18 protein-coding genes are annotated in these 24419 nt (G+C 39.7%); 14 read left to right on the top strand and 4 right to left on the bottom strand.

Annotated elements, in window-relative coordinates; translation table 11 throughout:
- The first annotated feature begins 6 nt into the window (after positions 1-6).
- The 8 genes from Q0976_RS19055 (at position 7) to Q0976_RS19020 (ending at position 16083) form a co-directional block, all read left to right on the top strand.
- Complete coding sequence (locus Q0976_RS19055) at positions 7-1644, top strand: alkaline phosphatase (RefSeq protein ID WP_299495462.1); 1638 nt, start codon at positions 7-9, stop codon at positions 1642-1644.
- 160 nt (positions 1645-1804) lie between these two features.
- Complete coding sequence (locus Q0976_RS19050) at positions 1805-3655, top strand: multicopper oxidase domain-containing protein (protein WP_299495461.1); 1851 nt, start codon at positions 1805-1807, stop codon at positions 3653-3655.
- Between the two features lie 36 nt (positions 3656-3691).
- On the top strand, positions 3692-5839 hold the full coding sequence (gene malQ, locus Q0976_RS19045) for a 4-alpha-glucanotransferase (protein ID WP_299495460.1): 2148 nt from the start codon (positions 3692-3694) through the stop codon (positions 5837-5839).
- A gap of 59 nt (positions 5840-5898) precedes the next feature.
- Positions 5899-8139, top strand: a complete 2241-nt coding sequence (gene glgB, locus Q0976_RS19040; protein ID WP_299495459.1) for a 1,4-alpha-glucan branching protein GlgB — start codon at positions 5899-5901, stop codon at positions 8137-8139.
- A 77-nt stretch (positions 8140-8216) separates the two neighbouring features.
- Entirely contained in the window at positions 8217-10343 is a 2127-nt protein-coding gene (glgX, locus tag Q0976_RS19035; RefSeq protein WP_299495458.1) for a glycogen debranching protein GlgX, read from the top strand.
- A 5-nt stretch (positions 10344-10348) separates the two neighbouring features.
- A complete protein-coding gene (locus Q0976_RS19030; protein ID WP_299495457.1) occupies positions 10349-12889 on the top strand; it encodes a glycogen/starch/alpha-glucan phosphorylase in 2541 nt (846 codons plus the stop codon).
- Positions 12890-12957: 68 nt separating this feature from the next.
- Entirely contained in the window at positions 12958-14226 is a 1269-nt protein-coding gene (gene glgC / locus Q0976_RS19025; protein WP_299495456.1) for a glucose-1-phosphate adenylyltransferase, read from the top strand.
- Between the two features lie 57 nt (positions 14227-14283).
- Positions 14284-16083 (top strand): glycogen/starch synthase, encoded by a 1800-nt coding sequence (locus Q0976_RS19020; RefSeq protein ID WP_299495455.1) that lies wholly within the window; start codon positions 14284-14286, stop codon positions 16081-16083.
- Between the two features lie 5 nt (positions 16084-16088).
- Here the strand turns inward: Q0976_RS19020 and Q0976_RS19015 are convergent, their stop codons facing one another.
- Positions 16089-16562: an NYN domain-containing protein gene (locus tag Q0976_RS19015; protein WP_299495454.1), complete on the bottom strand. Its 474-nt coding sequence runs from the start codon at positions 16560-16562 to the stop codon at positions 16089-16091.
- A gap of 132 nt (positions 16563-16694) precedes the next feature.
- A complete protein-coding gene (locus tag Q0976_RS19010; protein WP_299495453.1) occupies positions 16695-17558 on the bottom strand; it encodes an AraC family transcriptional regulator in 864 nt (287 codons plus the stop codon).
- 173 nt (positions 17559-17731) lie between these two features.
- Here Q0976_RS19010 and Q0976_RS19005 point away from each other — a divergent pair, with 173 nt between their 5' ends.
- From Q0976_RS19005 to Q0976_RS18980, 6 genes are all read left to right on the top strand, one after another.
- Positions 17732-18160: a cupin domain-containing protein gene (locus Q0976_RS19005; protein ID WP_299495452.1), complete on the top strand. Its 429-nt coding sequence runs from the start codon at positions 17732-17734 to the stop codon at positions 18158-18160.
- An 80-nt stretch (positions 18161-18240) separates the two neighbouring features.
- Entirely contained in the window at positions 18241-19164 is a 924-nt protein-coding gene (locus tag Q0976_RS19000; RefSeq protein ID WP_299495451.1) for a DMT family transporter, read from the top strand.
- Positions 19165-19693: 529 nt separating this feature from the next.
- Positions 19694-19882, top strand: coding sequence for a hypothetical protein (locus Q0976_RS18995; RefSeq protein WP_299495450.1), 189 nt, complete (start codon positions 19694-19696; stop codon positions 19880-19882).
- Positions 19883-20204: 322 nt separating this feature from the next.
- Entirely contained in the window at positions 20205-21641 is a 1437-nt protein-coding gene (locus Q0976_RS18990; RefSeq protein WP_299495449.1) for an SIR2 family protein, read from the top strand.
- Positions 21642-21643: 2 nt separating this feature from the next.
- Entirely contained in the window at positions 21644-22141 is a 498-nt protein-coding gene (locus tag Q0976_RS18985; protein ID WP_299495448.1) for a TIR domain-containing protein, read from the top strand.
- A 334-nt stretch (positions 22142-22475) separates the two neighbouring features.
- Positions 22476-22757, top strand: a complete 282-nt coding sequence (locus tag Q0976_RS18980; RefSeq protein WP_299495447.1) for a hypothetical protein — start codon at positions 22476-22478, stop codon at positions 22755-22757.
- 327 nt (positions 22758-23084) lie between these two features.
- Here Q0976_RS18980 and Q0976_RS18975 read toward each other — a convergent pair whose 3' ends face one another.
- The gene (locus Q0976_RS18975; protein ID WP_299495446.1) at positions 23085-23354 is read right to left on the bottom strand and encodes a Txe/YoeB family addiction module toxin; all 270 of its coding nucleotides are present in this window, start codon (positions 23352-23354) and stop codon (positions 23085-23087) included.
- Positions 23335-23607, bottom strand: a complete 273-nt coding sequence (locus Q0976_RS18970) for a type II toxin-antitoxin system Phd/YefM family antitoxin (protein WP_299495445.1) — start codon at positions 23605-23607, stop codon at positions 23335-23337. The genes Q0976_RS18975 and Q0976_RS18970 overlap by 20 nt, the downstream gene beginning before the upstream one ends.
- Between the last annotated feature and the right edge of the window lie 812 nt (positions 23608-24419).

The following is a 24419-nucleotide window of genomic DNA, read 5'->3' as shown; positions in this document are numbered from 1 at the left end:
ATAAAAATGAATAAGAATTTACTGGTACTGACCTTGTCTGCTTTATTAGGTTTAAGCGCTTGTGGTGACGATGATGATGGCTTGGTGATAGTCGAAGAAAATGAATTGGCCGATCAGGTTGAAGCCGAGTCAAACAGTGATACGACTAACTGGAGTGAAGTGAATCAATGGTATATTGATGGTCAGCAACATGTGGTCGATGCGGAAAAGTTAACTGTGATTCATGAGGCTGGCTCAGCGAAGAATATCATTTTATTTGTTGGTGATGGAATGGGGGTTTCCACTGTCACTGCCGCCCGTATTTTAGATGGTCAACTTAAAGGGCAAACTGGGGAGGAGAATATTCTTTCTTTTGAAAGTTTTCCTTATGTGGGATTGTCTAAAACGTTTAATACTGATGCTCAAACGCCAGATTCAGCCGGAACCATGGCGGCGATGATGACGGGAGTCAAAACGGATGCAGGTGTGATTTCACTTGCAGAAGGGGTGACGAGAGGCAATTGTGCATCGACTCAGGGACAAGATCTGGTTACCGCATTAGAACTTGCGGCGATGGCAGGGATGTCCACGGGCGTTGTTTCTACAGCGCGAGTCACTCATGCAACACCTGCAGCTACTTATTCTCATGCCCCTGAGAGAAACTGGGAAAGTGATGCTGATTTACCTGAAGAGGCCGTGACTAATGGCTGCAGCGACATTGCTAAGCAGTTATTTGATTTCAATGATGGTAAAGGGATGAATGTCATGCTGGGCGGTGGTCGTCGTGCTTTTATTCCAAATACAGTTGTTGATAGTGAAGGAGAAAACGGTAAACGTCTTGATGGTGTGGACTTAACTGAGCAATGGTTAAATCAGTATGGAAAGTCAGCTTATGTACAAGACAGAGATAGCTTTATTAATATTGATCCTTTAGAGACAGATCATTTATTGGGATTATTTAATTCATCTCATATGGATTATGATTTTGACCGTACAAAAGAAGGCGTTACAGGGGAGCCATCGCTTGCAGAGATGACGGCAAAATCGATTGATATTCTTCAAAAAAATGATAAAGGTTTTGTGTTAATTGTGGAAGCTGGTCGTATTGATCATGGTCACCATGCAGGCAATGCAGCGCGGGCTTTATATGACACAATTGCCTTGTCAGAAGCAGTCAGGGTTGCGATGGAAAAAACCGCTTCAAAAGAGACTCTATTAATGGTCACAGCGGATCATAGTCATGTGATGACCATGGGAGGCTATCCTATTCGAGGTAATCCTATTTTAGGGTTAGTGAAAAGTACTGATTCAAATGGATTAGCAGAACTTACCTTTGAAACAGACAGTCACGGTCTACCTTATACCACATTGGGATATGCTAATGGTTTAGGCTACGCGCCGCTTGAGGTGGGAGGAGATGAACGCTACGATCATCCAGCATCAGCAGGGAGAGTCGATTTGAATTATATTGATACTCAGAGTCCAAGTTATCATCAAGAAGCCCTCATTCCACTTAATAGCGAGACACATGGAGGAGAAGATGTGGCTATTTTTGCTCAAGGCCCAGGCGCCCATTTTGTTCAAGGTACTGTTGAGCAAAATCATATTTTCCATGTGATTAATCATGCTGGAGATTTATTAAATAAAGCCGAAGCCGCTCAATAATAAAGCACGTTAGTACTATCAATAATAAAGCTTAATAGAGACTGCTATTGAGCTTTATTTATTCATCTAACAACAATTCATTTCACCGACGATAAAAAACTCACCTACACTTCAATCTGTGAAAATAAAAATAACAGTAATTATTTTTTTGGGAGAGTCGATGAGAATAAACGGATCTTTACTCGGTCACTTAAGCTATGCCTTGTATGGTTTTTTTTTGTTAAGTGCCTGCAGTGACAATAACCAAGATGACTATTATGACAAAGTATTTATTGAACCAGAAGTCCGCAGATCGTCAGATGGAATACTGAGTACCACCTTAACGGCAGCAGTGACTGAAAATACGATTCAGTATGTTGAGACCGGAGAGTTAGTCACGGTCAGTACACCCAATTTTGAGGCGAGTTTAGTGGGCCCAACGCTGATTGTTAATCCTGGTGACGTACTTTCAATTAAAATGATTAATGATTTACCTGATAATCCAGAAAATCAGCGCGGCGGGGCTTTTCCTGATGATCCTTATACGATTAATTACCATAGTCATGGATTAAATGTGTCACCTGAAGGCTTATCGGATAATCCTTTTCGGCATATGGATCCAGGCAGTACCCATGATGTTGTCATCAAATTACCTGATGATCATGCTTGCGGCACTTTTTGGTATCACCCCCATAAGCATGGAAGTATTAGTATGCCATTCTTTGGTGGAATGTATGGATTGTTGATTGTAACAGGTTGCTCAAATGGATTAGAGAGTGTCCCTGAGGTGGCTGCGGCTAAAGAGCATTTTATGGTACTGGGATCCATTCGTACTGATCAAAGTGGGGATGTGCCTTTATATAATGAGGAGGCAACGCAGTTTTCTGCTGGAGATTCAGGTTTGTGGGCTGATTATCGAGATGGATTGCTGTTTATGACAAATAATGGGCTAACCGATCAAACTTTGTTTATGCGCCCAGGAGAAGTACAACGTTGGCGAGTTTTAAATGCGGCAGCGGGATTGAATAAGTTGATCTCACTTGAATCGCATCAATTACATATTGTGTCTAATGACGGGTTGACGTTATCTGAAATGAAAACCTTAGCCTTAGAAGAGCCTTTTGTGCTGGGATCTGGAAATCGTGTTGATATGTTGATAAAAGCAGGGGATCCCGGTATTTATTTACTACAAGCTATTGACCCTAATAGTGTCGAAGTGTCTGTGTCTGCAACAGGAATTGACCCTGAAATAAGAAGGGCCAGAGTAGGGGCTAACTTTCCTAATCCTAGCTACCCAGTCACTTTAGCCACCGTGATCGTGACGGGGGAAGAAATGGATATGTCTTTACCCAGTGGGGCATTACCGGCACCTGATGGATTACCAAGCATAGCAACGATGCTTAATACTGAGCCCAAAGAAGTTCGAAATGTGGGTTTTGAAATATGTGGCGGACAGCAGTCAGATGAAGAACGTTTGCCTTCCTGTGGCTGGTATTATCAAGAATATGATACTGATTACTGGGGAGGGATAGAGTTTAATACATTATTAATGATGAGGAATGAGGACGATCAAGGTGAAGAGAATCCTGATGGTGATCCCGCTATGCCTCGGATCAATTATACCACTGAAGGTTTGTTTGCTATGAATGAACCTATGTTTGAAATGACGGCGGGAAGTATCGAAGAGTGGACCGTTTATAATTACACTTTTTCTGATCATCCTTTTCATATCCATACAAATGCCTTTTTATTGACAGAGGTGAATGGCACGGAATTAGATACGCCTCAATGGCATGACACTATTTTAGTACCAGCAGCAACGGGTGTGGCCCAGGGGGGGAATATTAATGATGCCACTCCAGGTTCCATTACGTTCAAAACATATTTTAATCCTGAGTATCCCGGAGAGATTTTAATGCATTGCCATATTATCACCCATGAAGATATCGGTATGATGCAAAAGGTCGATATTATTGAAGAGACAGGACACATGCATGTAGAGAAGAGTAGAGAGAATAGGATTATTCACTAAGCTTGATTATGAGTTTACGATTAATAGGTGGTGTTCATGGCATTAAGTGATTTACTTTATTTGCATGGAATTGGCGATGAATATGTGGACTATAAAGGTGAGAATATTGTTATTTCTGATGAAGATAGGGAAGGAGTATTACGCAGCCTTATTTCACAATCAAGCCAAGTTGCTGATGCAGATGACATTGACACCCCTTTAACTGAGAGTCAAATTCAAACACGTATTGATGAGCTTGTTCATCAGCCTTGGTTGCTCCCTTTACCGCGTTTTCAGTATTGTTATCTTGATCAATTACAAATGGATATTGTGTTATCGGCAAAGGAGCAGGGCAGCATTAAGCTCAGCATAGTGGATCCTCAAGGTCAGCTTTTCAGCTTAGTGTTAAAGAAAGCAGATTTACTCTTTGTTGATAAACATGATTATGCTGAGCAGCAATATATTCAGTATCGAATCAAGTTATCGAATACGGTATTAGCATCAAAGTTAGTGATGGGATACCACCAAGTCAGTCTTGTATTACTTAATGCCTCTGCTGAGCGATTTGTTGGGCGCTTAATGATTGCCCCGAGACAGGCTTTTCGAGGGCATTTTTATGATGATAATTCACCACATAAACGTAAACCGTGGGGCGTGAATATTCAGCTTTACAGTTTACGTAGCCAGCGGCAGTGGGGGATTGGCGATTTTATTGATTTACATCAATTAATGTCAATTCTTGCCGAAAAAGGTGCGGATTTTATTTTACTCAATCCATTACATGCATTAGATATAAAAGAGCCTGAACAAGCCAGTCCATATAGCCCCACTGACAGACGTCGAATTAATCCTCTTTATATCGGTGTTGATGCTGTAAAAGAGTTTTCTTATGTGGAAAAACAGATCAATCAGTCCCCATGGCAAGCCAAAATAGAAAATATTAATGAGACTGATTGGGTTGATTATGCCAATGTGTTTACCATTAAATATCAATGTTTTGTATTGTTATATCAGGCTTTTTGTGAGTATGAACAGGCGAGAAACACGTTAAGGTATCAGGCATTTCAAGCTTTTGTTTGTGATGAAGGTCAAGCGTTACAAGAGTTCGTTTTAAGAGAAGAAGTATTATTTGCTGACAAGAATAATGGTATGCCCGTTGATGTAACTTTTTTTTGTTATTTACAATTTGTTGCTCAAGAACAATTGCAAGCTTGTCAGACCCATGCCAAAACCTTAGGTATGTCAATAGGGTTGATCTGCGATTTAGCGGTGGGTGCAAAGAGTAAAGGTGCGGAAGTGGGGGCTCATTTACCTCAATATGCGACAAAAGTGAGTATTGGTGCTCCGCCAGATGATCTTGCTCCCCAAGGGCAAAATTGGTATTTAACGCCTTTTGATCCTAATAAATTACAGCAATCGGCCTTTGAGCCCTTCATTCAACTCGTGCATCAGAACATGCGTCATTGTGGCGGATTAAGAATTGATCATGTGGTAGGACTTTTACGTTTATGGTGCCAACCTATTAATCAATCGAGAGGAAAGGGGGCTTATGTTTACTACCCCATGGAAACGCTTATTGCAATTATTAATTTAGAAAGTCAGTTAGCACAATGTTGTGTGATAGGTGAAGATTTAGGCCTCATTCCCGATGAGTTGACCCAAGCTGTGTTAAAGGCGGGATTTTATGCCAATGAGGTCTTTTATTTTTGTAAAGATTGGCAGGGATTTTTTGCTCCTAAAGATTATAAAAAGCAAAGTTTAATGATGCTGGCTAATCATGACGTGCCAACATTAGCGGCATGGTGGTCTAGTAGTGATTTACATTTACGCTTTAAATTATCTTTGCTTGAGTCAGAAGAAGTGCTCACGGGATTACTATATCGACGCACCGAGGAGAAACAGCAGTTACTCGATATTCTTATTTGGAAACAATTACTAAGTCCTGATGTAGAGATGAAAACCTTGGCTTTTTCAGAGCTGCTTATGGCATGGGTGAATTTATCTGCTTCAGGTGCATCTCAGCTTTTTAGTGTGCAGTTATGTGATTTATTAGCTGATACACATAGTGTGAATATTCCAGGCACTTGGCAGGAATACCCAAATTGGCAAAGAAGACTCACCTCTACATTAACGGAATTAGCGAACAACTCTCACTTTCTTGCATTATTAGATGCAATTGCCAGACAAAGGCTGAATGAAGAATAATAAAATAATAAGTTTAAGTTGTTAATATTTAATCACCTTAACAATATGGATTAGAACAAATGCAAACAACAAAAGTGATCCAAGATGTTGTTTACGCCAATCATGATTTTCAGCTCGCGTATTATCAAGAAGCCAATAAAAAGTGGCCATTGGGCTTGCATGATTTACAGGCTCAGCAAGAAAAGAAAAGAGGCTTAACCTTGACGGCTTTTTTACCCGAAGCGCTCAGTGTGGAAGTGATTGCAATGGCGGGTAAGCAAGCTATTGCCACGCTTGATAGAGTGAATGCTGCGGGGCTTTTTTCAGGTTTGTTAGCGAGCTGTTCTGAGCCATTGTTATATAAATTGAGAGTTAAGTATCCTTTGAGCGTAGAAGATATTGTCGATCCTTATCAATTTCACAGTTTAATTTCCGACACAGATGCCTATTTATTTTCTGAAGGGAGCCAATATCAAGCACACCGTTTTTTAGGCGCCAATTGGCGCTCCGTTTCTGGAATGTCGGGTGTGTTATTTTGTGTATGGGCGCCTAATGCCCAAAAAGTGGCGCTGGTGGGGGATTTTAACCACTGGGATCCACGCCGCCACTTAATGCGTAAACATGATAATAGTGGTATTTGGGAGCTGTTTATTCCAAATATCAGTGAATACCAACATTATAAATTTGAAATCTTGACCCAAGACGGCCAAGTATTACGTAAGTCCGATCCTTTTGCTAAGCAAATGGAATCCGCACCGGGTAATGCAGGCGTTATTCCGACGGCGACAGAGTACCCATGGCAAGATGATCTTTGGTTATCGCGTCGAGCAAAATGCCGTTGGCATGTTTCTGCTATGTCTATTTACGAAGTGCATTTGGCCTCTTGGCGTCGAGGCCCTCATGGGGAATACCTCGATTATGCTGAGCTAATAAAAGTACTTATCCCTTATGTCACTACGATGGGGTTTACCCATTTACAGTTGATGCCAATGAGTGAATACCCCTTTGATGCCTCTTGGGGATATCAGCCCATTGGGATGTATGCACCGACTTATCGATTTGGGGATCCATTAGGGTTAAAACGTTTTATCGATGCCTGTCATTTAGCGGGAATTGCGGTGATTTTAGATTGGGTTGCGGCTCACTTTCCTAAAGACCCCCATGGATTAGCTCAGTTTGATGGTACGTGTTTATTTGAACATGCCGATCCTCAAAAAGGGGAGCATCCAGATTGGGATACCCTCATTTATAATTATGACCGCTCTGAAGTGAAAAGTTATTTACTCAGTAATGCCTGTTATTGGTTACGAGAATTTCATTTTGATGGACTGAGGATTGATGCGGTTTCTTCTATGTTGTATCTCGATTACAGTCGAAAGCCCGGTCAATGGCACCCCAATCAATGGGGAGGCAATGAAAATTTAGAAGCGATTGCTTTTCTACGGTTACTTAATCAAGTTGTTTACCAGGATTTTCCAGGTGTCATGATGATAGCTGAAGAGTCTACGGCTTGGCCGGGAGTGACACAGCCGACTTTTCAAGATGATAAGGCGCTGGGTTTTGGATTTAAATGGAATATGGGCTGGATGAATGACACCTTAAGCTTTCTTAGTCGGGATCCCATTCATCGACATTATCATCATAATGAGATGACATTCAGTTTGATATATTGCTTCAACGAGCATTTTATTTTGTCATTAAGCCACGATGAAGTGGTGCATGGTAAAGGGACTTTATTGGAAAAAGTCCCCGGTGATGATTGGCAAAAGTTTGCGACATTGCGCAGTTATTATGGCTTTATGTGGGGGCATCCAGGTAAAAAACTCTTGTTCATGGGAGGAGAGTTTGGTCAGCGCCGAGAGTGGAGCCATGATAGAGGATTAGACTGGTCTTTGCTCACACATTTCTCACATCAAGGGTTACAAACTTGGGTTAAAGATCTTAATCATCTCTATGTTTCGACAGGCGTATTATTTGAAAACGATCATCAAGGTGCCTGTTTTCAATGGTTAGATTGCGACAATCATATTGACAGTATTTTTGTTTTTGTTCGTTTTGGGCTGACGCCGAATAAACATCTTATTTTTGTGGTGAATATGCTCCCTGATGTGAAAGAGCAATACCGTATTGGTTTACCACATCATTGTATTTATACAGAGCAACTTAATAGTGATAGTGAATATTATGGCGGTTCAAATAAAGGTAATGCAGGGCAAATTATGCCCCTTGATGAGCCTTATCAGAATATGGCGCAGAGTGCGTTAATTACAGTGCCGCCCTTAGGGTGTTTAATATTGGCGCCTGTGACATTAATGGAATAAAAAGTGAGTATCACGGGTATAAGTTAAATATTTTGTTGTTGAATCGAAAGCATATTAAGGTTTTTAGAGGGACAATAATGGAGATAACTGAAGGTCAGGCCTACCCATTAGGGGCAACTATTGATGATGAGGGGGTGAATTTTGCACTCTTTTCGGCCCACGGGACAGAAGTGATTTTGTGTTTGTTTGACGAAACAGGTCAGCAAGAACTATTTCAGCTGCCTTTGCCAATGAAAACACAAGATATTTGGCATGGTTATGTTAAAGGAGCAAACAGTAAAACCTTGTATGCCTATCGAGTCGATGGCCCCTATCAGCCTTTGTCTGGGCATCGCTTTAATCGGCATAAATTATTACTCGACCCTTATGCGAAACAGTTAGTGGGCCAGCGTATTGAAGATGCAAGTTTATATGGTCATCAACACGATGGTGGAAATGAAGAAGATGACCTCTCTTTTGATACACGTGACAGTGCGCCTTTTATGCCAAAGTGTAAAGTCATTGACCATCGTCATTTATCTCCTATTCCGAGTGTGAATAAGGAAAAAGCGCCCTCTAATCAAGCTCGGCGTTTATCACAAAGCATTATGTATGAATTACACGTCAAGGGTTTTACGCAGCAACACCCTCATTTAGATGCATCATTAAAAGGCACATTCTTGGGATTGTGTGATCCTCAAGTTATTCAGTATTTAGTGGATTTAGGGGTGACATGTGTTGAACTTATGCCTGTCCAATCTTTTTTTAATGAAGCCTTTCTAGAGGATAAAGGGCTGACGAATTATTGGGGATATAACAGTATTGGTTTTTTGAGTCCCCATCATCAGTATTTAGTGAATGGTGATGTGTTTGAATTTCGGAAAATGGTGACAAAGCTTCATGAAGCTGGGATCGAGGTGATTTTAGATGTGGTTTATAATCACAGTGCTGAAGGGAATAGGATGGGGCCTTCTTATAGCTTTAAAGGGATTGACAATGTTAGCTATTACCGATTGGTTGCGAGCGATCCGCGTTATTATATTAACGATACGGGTTGTGGTAATACACTGAACTTAGCGCATCCACGAGTGCTGCAATTGGTGATGGACTCTCTACGGTATTGGGTTGAAATCATGGGGGTTGATGGTTTTCGCTTTGATTTGGCTGCAACATTAGGCAGAGAACTGCATGGATTTGATGCGAATGCCGGCTTTTTTACTGCAATAGCTCAAGATCCTGTACTTTGCCAAGTAACGTTAATTGCTGAGCCTTGGGATCTTGGACCTGGAGGGTATCAATTGGGTCATTTCCCCTTAGCATGGAGCGAATGGAATGACAGATATCGGGATACCATGAGACGTTTTTGGCGCGGTGATGCCGGTATGTTGCCAGAGTTTGCAAGACGTTTTCATGGCTCCAGTGACTTGTTTGAGCATAGTCATAAACCCCCTGCCAGTAGTATTAACTTTATTACTTGTCATGATGGCTTCACGTTATGGGACTTAGTGAGTTATAACCATAAGCACAATGAAGCGAACCAAGAAGACAACCGTGATGGTCGCCAAGAAAACTTTAGTCATAATTATGGTGAAGAAGGAGAGACATCAGATAAAGCGATTCTTCAAGTAAGATCTAGGCTGTGCCGCAATTATTTGACCTCATTGTTCCTCTCCCAAGGTGTGCCTTTATTGCTCTGTGGCGATGAGATTGGCCGAACACAATTAGGCAATAATAATTCTTATTGCCAAGATAATCCATTGAGCTGGCGAGATTGGACAAATACGCCATACTCAGATGCGATGTTTATTTTTACGCAAAAACTGATCCAAATTCGAAAACGGTTCCCTCTGTTATGTCATGTTGAATATGTGCATAACAGTATTAATGATACGACGCCAGGTTTAGATTGGTATTGCCGTCAAGGGCTGAAAATGACGAAACCTTTGTGGGGGGAAACACAGACCAGAACATTAGCTGTTGTGATCAGCGGTAAGCTTGAAGGAAATGAAAGTCATCAGCAAGCCTTGCTGTTACTGCTCAATAATGACTGTCAAAGTTTGCCTTTTACCTTGCCTAAGCTGGCTCATTTTCAGTCTTGGCGGTGCATATTACATACTCACGATAGTGATTATAAAGTAATCGATGCTAAGGGGGAGTTTAATGAGCAAGTTTACTCGCTTCAAGAACATAGTTTGATGTTATTTCATGCATACTCAATAGGATAAAGTGAATGACTGTCCCTCAGAATGAATCGAATAAAGCGCCTGAAAATCATATGCAATCACCCATAAAGCAGCCTCAACAGAATGTCAACATAAGTAAAAAAAAGCATGAAGATGAATGCGTCGATTATCCGCATTGCAATAGCTGCGATCCGATGACAGTGACCTTTCAACGTGTGGTGGTCAATGGCCTCAGTCGAGATGAAAATAACCCCTATGATTTGTTCCATGCTTTAGCGCTGAGTGTCAAAGAACAAATGATGCATGACTGGCGCAGCACCCGTTTTCAAGATACTCAGGCGCAGCGTAAACAAGTGGCTTACCTTTCCCTTGAGTTTTTAATGGGTCGAGCGTTAGGGAACATGTTATTAAATTTAGACTTAACCAAAGAAGCCGAACAAGTCGTGCAACAATATCAAGTGGATTTAGCTCAGTTAGAAACCCTTGAGCATGATGCGGGTCTTGGCAATGGGGGATTAGGTCGATTAGCGGCTTGTTTTTTAGACAGTTGCGCTTGTATGGATTTGCCCGTTACTGGATATGGGATCCGTTATGAATATGGCATGTTTACACAAAAAATAGTCAATGGTTACCAAGTAGAACAAGCTGATCGCTGGCTAAGGGGTGGACACCCATGGGATGTCATTGCGCCAAACCATAATGTTCTTGTGCCTTTTTATGGTCGCTCAGAGGTGCATGTTGATCATGAAGGACACCTACATCATACTTGGATTGATACTCAAGATGTCATTGCTGTTGCCTATGATGTCCCTGTGCCTGGCTATCATAATCATAGAGTGAATACCTTAAGACTTTGGAAAGCGCAAGCTACAGAAGGCTTTGATTTAAAAGAGTTTAATCAAGGTGATTATACGGAAGCTGTGGCTCATAAAAATTTAGCTGAACAAATCACTATGGTGTTGTATCCCAATGACAGCAGTGAAAATGGAAAAGAATTAAGACTCAGGCAGCAATATTTTCTTTCTTCAGCCAGTTTACAGGACATTCTCAATACTTGGGTACGCACAAAAGGCCGTGACTTTTCTGATTTTGCTCGTCTCAATGTGATGCAACTCAATGATACTCATCCTGCCATTGCAGTGCCTGAATTAATGCGATTATTGATGGATCATTATGGGCTAGGCTGGGATAAAGCTTGGACAATCACATCTGGATGCATGGCATACACCAATCATACTTTATTGCCTGAAGCCTTAGAATGTTGGCCTGTGCGTATGTTTGAGCATATTTTACCGCGTATTTTAGACATCGTTTACGAAATCAATGCGCGATACCTCAAGCTTGTGGCTCACCAGTGGCCGGGACAAACGGATAAGTTAACGCAAATGTCAATTATTGATAATTGCGGTGAGCCCAGCATTCGCATGGCTTACTTGGCCATTGTGGCGAGTTTTTCTGTGAATGGTGTGGCAGGGTTACATACACAATTATTGAAATCAGGATTATTTAAGCACTTTTATGATCTTTGGCCTGATAAATTTAATAATAAAACTAATGGTGTGACCCCTAGAAGGTGGTTGGCTTACAGTAATCCAAGGTTATCGGCGTTGCTGAATAAAACAGTGGGAGAGCATTGGATAGAAGATTTGACTTTACTTGAAGGACTTAATGAGTTTGCCAATGATGAGGGATTTTTAGAAGAATGGCGTTTCATTAAACAGCAAAACAAAGTGGATTTAGCTGAGCTGATTCAAAAAGAATGCGGTGTCGATTTTTCACCTGATATGTTATTTGATGTGCAAGTGAAGCGTATTCATGAATATAAACGTCAGTTACTTAATATTTTACATGTTATTCATTTATATCAAGAAGTGTTAAAAGGCAATGTGGATAATATGGTGCCTCGCTGTGTCTTGATAGCAGGTAAAGCTGCGCCGGGTTATGCCATGGCAAAATTGATTGTAAAACTGGCGAATAATGTGGCTGATATGGTGAATAGTGAACCTTTGATGAGGCCCTATTTGCGCTTTGCTTTTTTACCCAATTATAACGTATCAGCTATGGAGAAAATTTGTCCTGCGACGGATCTTTCAGAGCAAATTTCAACAGCCGGAAAAGAAGCCTCAGGTACCGGCAATATGAAGTTCATGATGAATGGTGCGCTAACCATAGGCACACTAGATGGCGCTAATATAGAAATATTAGAGGCGGTGGGTGAAGAGGCCTTTTTCTTGTTTGGTATGAATGCGGAAGAAGTGAGGCATTTGCGCTCTCATTATCAACCCAAAGAGATTATTGCCAACTCACCAGCATTATTTGATGTCATCACTTTGCTTAAAAGTGGGCACTTTAATTTATTAGAGCCTGGCATTTTTGAGCCGATTATTCATGCCATTGAATCTAGTAGTGAACCTTGGATGACAGTAGCGGATTTTGATAGCTTTAGAGTCGCGCAACAGGCGGTCGCAAAGACCTATTTAGATCAATATCAATGGACTCAGCTCAGTATTCATAATACGGCCAATAGTGGGGGATTTTCCAGTGATACCACCATTGCAGCTTACCGTGATGAGATTTGGAAAATCTGATAAGAATAGAATTTTTATATTATTGCAACGTTAACTTTTAATCTTTATTTCGCAATGAGAGAGTGTCGATGCCAAATCCAACTCCGCGTTATATTAGTAATTTAACACGAGAAACCTATGCGTTAATTTTAGCGGGCGGTAAGGGAAGTCGTTTACATGAATTAACGGATTGGCGAGCTAAACCTTCGTTATATTTTGGTGGTAAATTTCGCGTTATAGATTTCACTTTATCTAATTGTATTAATTCAGGGATCAGACGTGTGGGGGTGGTGACCCAATATAAATCTCATTCTCTAATTCGCCATGTCATGCGAGGATGGGGCCATTTTAAAAAGGAGTTAGGGGAATCGGTTGAGATTTTACCTGCTTCTCAGCGTTACTCAGATAACTGGTACCAAGGCACTGCCGACGCTGTTTTTCAAAATATTGATATTATTCGATATGAGTTACCTAAATATGTGATTATTTTATCGGGCGATCATGTGTACCGTATGGATTATGCTGGATTGTTAGCCACCCATGAGCGTTCGGGGGCTGATATGACTATTTCTTGCTTGGAAGTGCCAGTGAGTGAGGCGGCAAATGCATTTGGTGTGGTAGAAGTTGACAATCAAAACAAAATCCTTGGTTTTGAAGAAAAGCCCGCCTGTCCTCAAGCGTTGCCAGATGAGCCCGAGATGTGTTTAGCCTCTATGGGAAATTATGTGTTTAATACTTCATTTTTATTTGAGCAACTGAAAAAAGATGCCCAAAACGAGCTATCTGGGCGTGATTTTGGTAAAGACATTATCCCCAGTGTTATCGAGGAGCATAAGGTCTATGCGCATAAATTTCGAAGTCATTTTGGTGATGAAAGGGCTTATTGGCGAGATGTCGGCACGTTAGATGCTTTTTGGCAAGCGAACCTTGAATTATTGTCGCCGACACCGGCATTGAATTTATATGACTCTAAGTGGCCCATTTGGACCTATCAAGAACAATTACCGCCCGCGAAATTTGTGTTTGATGACGATGGACGTCGAGGGATGGCTCTAGACTCTGTGGTCTCTGAGGGCTGTATTATTTCAGGGGCAGTTGTTCGGCGCAGCGTGTTATTTAATGAAGTGCGAGTATGTTCTTATTCTGAAGTGGAAGATGCCGTTATTTTGCCTGATGTGGTGGTTTTACGGCATTGTAAAATTAAAAATGCCATTATTGATCGCGGCAGTGTTATTCCTGAGGGGACAGTGATTGGTTATGACGAGCAACATGATAAAGCGCGCGGATTTAGAGTGACCCCTAAAGGTGTGGTATTAGTCACAAGGGAAATGCTGGGATTGTCCACGGGCTTTGATTGATGACGTATGGGGATCATTCATTGATAAAGATCTGACAGAAACAGATAAGGAATAACAGTGAAAAGAGTCTTAATGTTAGCGGCAGAAAACGGTGCCATTGCGGGGGCAAAAGTGGGAGGCATGGCAGATGTTATTCGTGATTTACCCGCAGCATTAGCGTCCCAAGGTATTAATACTGATGTGATCATGCCAAGTTATGGTTTTCTTGCTCAGTCGAGCAATGCCCAAGTTTTAGGGCTGATATCTGTTTCCTTTGCAGCAATGCCATTTACTGTGACGTTATTTAGCCTGCCTCACCCTAACGTGAAAGGGTGTCACGTGTATTTTGTTGAGCATGAGCAGTTAACCAATGAAGAGCATACGATATACAGCCAAGGTCAGGCCTATCGACCTTTTGCTGTAGATGCGAGTAAATTTGCTTTTTTTTGCCAGAGTGTCGCGACAGCCTTAAAGGCAGGAATGATTGAATTGCCTGATTGTATTCATTTACATGATTGGCATATGGGCATGTTTGCCTTATTAAGGGCCTTTGATCCTCATTTTTTATTACTGCAAGCCATACCTTGTGTATTTTCAATCCATAATTTAGCCCTACAGGGGGTAAGGCCACTTGAGGACGATCAAGATGCGTTAGCCACTTGGTATCCAGAGGTGTATGCAGGGCTGAGCATAGAACAAAAGCGCCAAGTTATTGATGTGAATTGTCTCGATTGTGTTAACCCAATGCGGGCTGCCATTACCTTATCGGATAAAGTGCATTTAGTGTCAAAATCCTATGCCAAAGAAGTGATCAGACCGTCAAATCATCATGTTGGTTTTTTTGGTGGCGAGGGATTAGAAGCCGATCTTCGATTAAAATTAAAGCAAGGCAAGCTTGTCGGTATTTTAAATGCCTGTGTTTATGATGAAGTTGAATACCGTTTAAGTGAGCCATTACAGTCAGCATTAACACTAGAGCTGAGTTTATTAGCCCCCTATTCTCCCCATCAAAGCGATGTTGGAAAAAATGATAAACTTCAGTTGGATACTAAGCAGAGTCATCAAGTTTCTTCCTCAAGTACTTGGCAATCTCAATGTGCTCAATGGAAGGCATTTGCTCGATTGATTTTTTTAATGGAGCAAGCATTACTGTCTTGGGGAGCGCAAGCTTGTTTGGTCAATATGCAAGATCACATTGCACACCATAGGTTGTCTCATTTATGGCGACGGTTGCAAATGGGCTGGAAACCTGATTTTCTCATGACCTCAGTGGGCCGCTTAACCGATCAAAAAGTCTTAATTTTACGTCAGCCCTGTTCCTTAGCACCCAATGCGGTGACTGTGCTTGAAGCCTTGTTACAGCAGTTTTCCATTAAACGTCCACAAGGGCTTTTTGTACTCATTGGCAGTGGTGATGAAGCAATCGCCAAAGAGTTTCAGCGTCTGGCTGCAAAATACCCTCAGTTTATTTTTCTCAATGGTTATAATGAAGCCCTAGCAGATTGTTTATTTCGATTAGGGGATTTATTTTTAATGCCCAGTTCTTTTGAACCTTGTGGAATAAGCCAAATGCTTGCCATGAGAGAAGGGCAAATTTGTTTAGTCCATGGTGTGGGGGGGCTAAAAGACACTGTCAGCAGTAAAATGGGATTTGTCTTTAAGGGAAGCACTTTGGTGGAACAAGCACAACAATTACTGGGCTCTTTTGATAAAGCCATGGCCACAGTCGGAAGCCGTAAATGGCAAACCATGCAGCAAAATGCCAAAAAACAACGATTTTTGTGGTCTGATATTGCGGCGCAATATAAAACCGATTTATATGGCTTTAATCAAAAAGAGAACACCTCAGTGAAGCCCGCTATGCGGCGAGTAAAATGATGCCGCTATAACAATAGGCTTTCATCAATACCATGGAATTGAGCGGCAGAGTCTATTAATGATTTAGCCGTTAACCTTGGTACACCATAAACTTGGGTTTCAACGCCATATTTTTGATAAATTTTCAGTAATAGTACGTCAAAATCACCATCGCCTGATAATAAAATGATGCTATCAACTTCGCTGGCCGCTTCCATAATATCAATGGTGATCCCCACATCCCAGTCGCCTTTAGCCGATCCATCACTGCGTTGAATAAAAGGTTTAAGTTTAACGTCAAAACCTATGTGTTTCAGTGCATCTTGAAATTTTAATTGGCCATCATCGCCTTTATGAATAGCATAAGCCGTGGCATTGATAATATCGCCTTCATGGCTTAAATGTTGCCATAATTTACGGTAATTAAATTGACGGCCGTAAGCCTCACGACAAGTGTAATAAATATTTTGAACATCAACAAAAATAGCTATTTTTTTCATGAGGTTTGTATCCATAATGGCAGGATGTCTGTAAGTGTAAGATGACTAAGATACCATACTTACACAATGAAATATCGCTCTTATCATCAGATAAAAATGTGTAGCTAATGTTGGATTATTACATTTTATGCTCTAAACATGTAAGCGTTTAAAGGCGCTTGGGCTGAGTCCGAGTATTTGTTTAAAATATCGACCCATGTGGCTTTGATTGGCAAAACCACAGGTTAAGGCAATATCACTTAATTTTTGTGTATTGGCTTTAATCAGTGCTTGGGCATGCTGAACACGAAGTTGACACAAATAAGCTTGAGGCGTGGTCGCAAAACTGTGTTTAAACATACGGCAGAAATGGTATTCACTGAGTTGTGCCAATGCGGCGAGTTCATGTAAATACACTTGTCGATGAAAATGTGCCTGCATAAAATCAGTAACGCTCCGTTTTATTTTGGGCGATAGCCCGCCTTTGAGGCCAGTGATATTAGGCATGGATTGCTGGCTTTGCAATAAACTGATAAGAATACAATCACTGAATTGCTTCATCATGAGTTGTGAAGTGGGATCCCAGTTTATCATGGCCATTTGGTGTCGAAACAAGGCTTCTAATGTTGGGTTTTCAAAAAAGGTTAATTCGGGAACGTTGATCAGTCTGGGATCTCGATCAAACACGGTTACCGCCAACTGCTTTAAATAATCATCATCAAAATATAAATGCATAAATTGTTGCGTGCTGCCCAATTGCCAATGACTTTCACAATCTTGTGGCATTAAACAAAAGCGTCCCGGGCCGCCGAGGGAAGATGGCATGTCGGTGCGATGGGTTTCATATCCTCCTGCTAAATACATGCTTAAGGTGTGCTGGCGAGAATTATTGTAGAAAAGCCGTTCTTTTTCGTTTTGGTATTGCGCCCAAGATAAATTCGAGCCGATGGATAATTGCCTGACACACACTTTCTCAGATTGCTCAAAACTGAGCACTTTTGGACTACTTGTTTTCATATTCTCATCTTATGCCTATTTTTAATGAGCATCAACATCGTAGGTTTGATTAATGGCCTATTCAAAACAGTAAAGCGCAATATTGTGTTAGTTTTCTCAACATCTTGATAGAGCGCGTGGCTAAGCTTAGCAATAATGACAGGATTGAATATTAGAGTGAAGTGGAAAGTGAAATGGGTCGCAACATAAAAGCAGTATCAAATAACACAACCAATCCAACACGAGTCAATGAAGCCAGTACAAATAATGTGATTAATGTTGAAGAGAAGTTATCTTTATTTTTTGATTATTGGTCACCTAAAGTGATTGCAATGATGAATGATTATCAATTTAAGCTCGTTAAAATGAAGGGCGCGTTTACTTGGCACAGTCATGATGAAACAGATGAAGTGTTTATTGTGATTAAAGGGGAAATGAGCATTGCCTTAAGAGATACTCAGATCTCGTTAGCAGCAGGAGAGATGTATGTGGTGCCCAAAGGCGTTGAGCATAAACCTTATTCAGCAAGTGAGTGCCATCTTCTCTTAGTTGAGCCCAGTGGTGTGGTGAATACCGGTGAGGCTGGTGGGGAGCTCACTGCGGAGATGGATGTCTGGATATAGGCTTATTGTGCTAATTGTCTATTTGCGTTGAAGCCCTTATTGAGCCAATGGTCATGCTTAAGTTGTTGGAGTGAATTGAAATGTCGTTGTTTCTATATGTACTTATGATTTTATTATGGGGACTCTCTTGGATTGCGATAAAATGGCAGCAAGGTGATGTTGCTATTTTAGTGTCCATTTTTTATCGTTTTGCCTTAGCGGGAATGGTGCTTTTTATTGCGGGGAAATGTCTTAATAAACTGCAATCAGTTAAGTTTCAACATCATAAATCTCTTTTATTACAAGGATTATGTTTATTCTGTTTTAACTTTATCGCCTTTTATTATGCCACTCAATATATTCCCAGTGGGTTAACGGCAGTGATAATGGCCAGTGCCCCCATTTTTAATGCGATACATGGAAAGGTATTTTATCAAACGCGTTCGAGCCGCTATTTTTGGTTAGGCATGTTGGTGGGATTAAGCGGGATCAGCTTATTGTTTGTACATGATTTTCAATCGGCTACGCTGACGGGGGATACACTAACAGGAATCGCATTATCACTGTTAGGGACTTGGTGTTTTTCAATGGGTAATATGCTCAGCATACGTCATACTCGTGCGCAATTACAGCCTTATACGGCAACGACTTATGCGATGTTTTATGGCTGTTTGGCTCTTTTAGTGATGATAATACTTCAAGGGCTTTCTTTTACCATCGATATGACGCCTTTATATTTGGGGAGCCTATTTTATTTAGCCATTCCTGCATCGGTATTAGGCTTCACGTTGTACTTAGTGTTGGTGAATCGAATGGGGGCTCATAACGCTGCTTATGTGTTGGTATTAACGCCAATGATTGCCTTAATGGTATCCAGTCTCTTTGAAGGTTATCAGTGGACAGGTTATTCCACTTTGGGTTTGCTGCTGATTGTGATGGGTAATGTAATAGCGCAGTGTAAAGTGGAATACTTTATTCGAATAAAATCTTGGTTGATGGGGAAACCCGATAAGGTTCGCCTTTGAATGAAGGCTAATAACATTTTTTAGTTGTTTATGTTCGGAAAGAGTGTTGTTAACCATAGCCTTATGGATATAAATTGCTGCCGTAGGCTTATGTGCGAATACAAAAAATAACTCGCCGTGAATATATCCCTATAGGCTCAACGAAGGCATCCTTGCCTTCGATGGTTATTTTTACATTCACACTGATCTAAAAATCAAGAGAAAAGCAAAAGCACAGCGTGTTGCTTTGAATTGGCCTGCCTTTAGTTGAGAGATGAAATAAGAGGTGGCGTGGGATGAAAGGTGAAAGGTGAAAGGTGAAAGGTGAAAGAGGGAAAGCGGGAAAGCGGATATATGAATTGAACGCGAAACTTGTGAGTGAGATCGGATAATGGAGTGAGCTTTAGTACAAAAGAGCGATGCGACTATAAGAAAAAAGGTGGTAGATTAACAGCTTAAAACCAAATGAGTTAAATGATCAAAGCTGGTACCAAATTCGACTTTGTTGTGAGTATTTAAGGTGATCGAAACCGTCTAAAACGGCTATTTGATGTCAGAATTAATCGTTAACTCAATCCTGTGTTTTATTTGTGCGATGAGGTCACTTTTTAGTATTATTTTGATTGATGGTTTTGGGGCTAAAAGCCATCATTTAGCGGTATTAAATCGTTTGTTTGGGTATTTTGCGGTGCCTAAGCCTTGTTTTTATGCCTTAAGTTGGCTATTTACCATAACTTAATTTGTATGCATCAGGGTTGCCTTAACAGAATAACAGCTTTAACTGTATTTTGAATATAGCGTAATAAATACCTATTTATAAAGATGGTTTGTTTGATCATAATCACGTAATCTGTATAAACTACAGTGTGTTATTTATACGATAATGAGGTGCGGAAATTCCTGAGGTGAAGTTGTTCGGGATTTTTTATTTTTAGAGTGTGCAGGTATTCTTATTACCTGATAATGCATGAGCTTGTTATTTATAAAAGTTTATAATTCAATATGTTAATGTTTTTGCTTAAGCGATAATTAAAATTATTCAGAATAACTAGGAAGTTTGAATGACAAGAGATCAGGAATCGTTTATCAAGCGTTTTTTGAGTGAGCTTGAAGATAATAATGTTGCAATATTTGCAGGTGCTGGCCTTTCATCATCTGCTGGTTATGTTAATTGGAAAGAATTACTTCGCCCACTTGCTGAAGAACTAAATTTAGATATCGAAGAAGAGCAAGATCTTGTCGGTGTAGCTCAATTCTATTTGAATGAAAATGGACGAAATAGGATAAGCCAGCAGTTAATTGATGAAATTGCAACAGCAAAACAACCTACAAATAATCATAATATTTTGTCTCGACTCCCAATCAAAACATATTGGACAACAAATTACGATAAGTTAATCGAAAAGTCTTTAGAAGGCGTAAATAAAGTTGTTGATGTTAAATACACTAATAATCATCTTGCAATTACTAAGAAAAAAAGAGATGCGATAGTATATAAAATGCATGGTGATATTGATCATTCTGATAATGCAGTACTAACTAAGGATGATTATGAGCGCTATTCTCTTAAAATGACCCCCTATATAACAGCACTTTCAGGTGATTTAGTATCAAAAACATTTTTATTTTTAGGGTTTAGTTTTACCGATCCTAACCTTGATTATATCATGAGTCGTGTTAGAGCTTATTTTGAGGGGCATCAAAGGCAACATTATTGTATTTTTAAAGAATATAACAGAAATGATTTCGATAGTATTACACTTTATGAAAATGCAAAAATTAAGCAAGGCTTACTAATAAAAGATCTGTTGAGGTTCCAAGTTAAAACCGTTTTAGTGAACAGTTACTCTGACATTACAGAAATTCTATCCAAAATTGAAAGACAATTTAAAAGAAAAACAGTTTTTTTCTCTGGAAGTGCTCATGATTTTACCCCTTTTAATAAATCCGATGTTGAGTCCTTTTTATGTAGTCTCGGAAAAGTATTAATTGAAAGGAATTATAAAATATCCTCTGGCATAGGATTAGGGATTGGTAATGCATTAATAACTGGTGCTATTCAAGGTGTATATGAATACCATAATGGACATATCGGTGACCATATCAACATGAAGCCTTTCCCACAACACATAACTGGTAAGGTAGAACGGGATAACACTTGGGCTAAGTATAGAAAGGAGATTATTGGTTCCGCAGGTATTGCAATTTTCTTTATGGGTAACAAGCTTGTTGAAGGAGAAACTGTAATAACTGCCGATGGAGTTAGAAAAGAGTTTGAGATTGCTCATCAGTTAGGGTTAGCGTTAGTACCTATTGGTTGTAGTGGTTTCATGGCAAAAGAACTGTGGCAAGAGGTGATGGAAAATGTTGCCGAATATTATGATGGAAGTAATCAGGAGTTAATAACCGCCATAAGCGAGCTGGGTGTTGAGGTTGAAAGACCTGAACAACTAATTTCAAAGATTATCAATGTTATTGACTTAATGTCAAAGGAGTAAAAATGACTAGGAGAGTGTTTTATAGTTTTCATTATATACCTGATGTAATGAGGGTTTCTCAAGTGAGAAATATTGGTGCTTTAGAGGCTAATAAACCTGCAACAGATAATGACTGGGAAACAGTTAAAAGTGGCAAAGATACGGCAATCAAAAAGTGGATTGCAGAACAAATGAAGGGGCGTACTTGTACTGTTGTATTGGTTGGAGAAGAAACAGCGAATAGAAAATGGATCAACCATGAAATCCTTGAGTCATGGAACAAGGGGATGGGAGTTGTTGGTATTCATATTCATGGTTTAAAAAACACGGATGGAAATATAGCGAATAAAGGGAAAAATCCTTTTGATAGTATCCAATATGGTAGTTCAGGGAAAAAGCTGTCTAGCGTAGTAAAATGCTACAACCCCCAAGGGACAAACAGTAAAGATAGGTATGCTTGGATTGCTGAGCATTTAGAAAATGCTGTTGAAGAAGCTATTAAGATTAGAAAAGAAAATTAAAATATTTCTAATCAAGCTGTGTGATAAATAACTTAATCATGTTCAATTAATAAAAGGCTCTGTATAGAGCCTTAAACATTGCATTATTATTTATGATCGTGAGGCTTTAGTGGGGGGTATTTAGGTTTGTTTTCAGGGGTTACACGACGTCTTCTATCTAAAGTTCCATCTTCTTTTTTTGGTTTTGGTCCTGGTTTTATAGACATATTCATCAAATCCTTTTAGAGTAATTCCTCTCAATGTAAGAGGTTAATTAACATGTAGCTAGTGCCGTAGTTTATATTGGGTCATCTTGTTTAAGATCAAGCCGATTATTATCAACAAGGAGTTATTCGTGGCAAACAATCTATTCATTTCTTATGATTTAAACTCACCAAAACAAGATTATTCATCTGTTATTGATGAAATTAAAAAATTAGGATCTTGGGCTAAAGTTCAAAAGTCTCATTGGTATGTAAATTCATCATTGACAGCATCAGAGGCTGTTCAGCGAGTCTGGAAAAAAATGGACTCAAATGATTCACTAATTGTTATAGATGCAACTAATAATAATGCTTCATGGCAGAATTTATCTGATAAAGTTGCTGATCATATAAAGCGTAACTGGAAAGCGTAACTGGGAAAAATAGAATATTACATTTACCATAAGATCCGTTGTATGTATCTGCCTTAACATGCCATAACACATGCGAAAAAAAGTTATAAGTTACTCTGTCGGTACTTGTCTCTGATCTTTTTTCGTTGCGTGTGTGCTCATCAGTAGTTCACTTTTCACTTATATTTATTAATTTTGTGTGCGGACAATTATGGGGGGTATTGTTGAGGTTTGGGGGCAATGAACATAGAGTATGTTTAAGAAGGGGATGACACATAGAATGATGAACGCTCTTACGAACACCACCGCAGGCTCTACTATCTTCTTTATTTTCGTTGCCAGTTATGATTAATGCTGATCGTAGTGGCCGCCTATAGCAAAGATATAAATGTATGTTTCATCAAACTTATAAATAAGCCTATCTTTTTGGGATATGCGTTTTGACCATAATCCTGAAAGGTTATGCTTAAGTGCTTCTGGTTTTCCTAAGCCTTTTGCAGGATCGGAACGTAACATTTCTTTTAAAATCTTACATAACGCTTTGTGGAGCTTTTTATCCGTTTCTCTCATTTGCTCATAAACGAGCCAAGTTTTACCTTCAAAAATCAGTGATCTCATTCATTTGCTCTTCTGTTGGTGTATAACCTTTTTCATTTGTATGAGTTTTCATTGATTCTGAGATTTGCTGCATTAAGCTACTATTTTGGAGTACATGTAATATTTCTTGATCTCTTGCCCAGTCATCAGCGCTGACCACAATAAAGTCCTCACCAGTACGACGGGTCACTTTTAAGGGTTCATGTTCATTAACTGTTTGCTCAACATATGCTTTTAAATTATCTCTAAATTTATTGACGCTTACGCTATTCATAATTACTCTTGTGATGTACGGCATTTCAGTACGATTATGGGGTGGAAAATATCATAAGTCAAGTCAGGGGACTGATTGTATAACTTATTGTGAATAGCACTTTTAAGGGGGCGACTGGAAAATACACATGTATCAACTTTAATGCCCACGAAAAATAGCACGCTACTGATCTTTTTGGTGCTTGTGCCTGATGTTTTTTCGTTTGGGCTTGTCAGTTCACTCATAGGTGTTAGTTAGGATCGCTTCTTGATATCCCTCTTTTTAACTCATCACAGGGCACAAGATTTGTTCGCTGATCATCAGATAACAATATGAGATGAAAGGGATGATTGAAGACGGAGGTGGTATGAAAAATAGGATTTAACAACTCAGTGAAGCGACCAGTAAGTTAGATGACTGAAGTGATCATACCGATGTACTCAGAGGGCATCATTATCATGCTCAGTCGACACAGAGTAACGAATTTATCGGTTGTTTTCATGGCGCACAAGGAACTGCTGACTATACAGGCTGTAAAGAAATGAGTGTTCAAATGAATAAGTAGCTGACTTTATTTTTTGGATGTAGGTAGTAGTAAGTAAGTGTGTTTTATTTTTTTTATATTTAATTAAGCCTTTTCGATAACTAGCCATATTATTTCATGCTAGTCTACTGTATTTATAAATTGAAATAGAATATATTTTTCTTGTTAATTGTTAATTGTTAATTGTTAATTGTTAATTGTTAATTAATGAGTAGTTATTTAGTTATTTAGTTATTTAGTTATTTAGTTATTTAGTTATTTAGTTATTTAGTTATTTAGTTATTTAGTT

Source organism: uncultured Shewanella sp. (genome assembly GCF_947501665.1).
In the GTDB taxonomy this organism is placed as follows: Bacteria; Pseudomonadota; Gammaproteobacteria; order Enterobacterales; family Shewanellaceae; genus Shewanella.
Note: the sequence above shows the minus strand (reverse complement) of the source record. Positions and strands in the feature narration are given on the sequence as shown.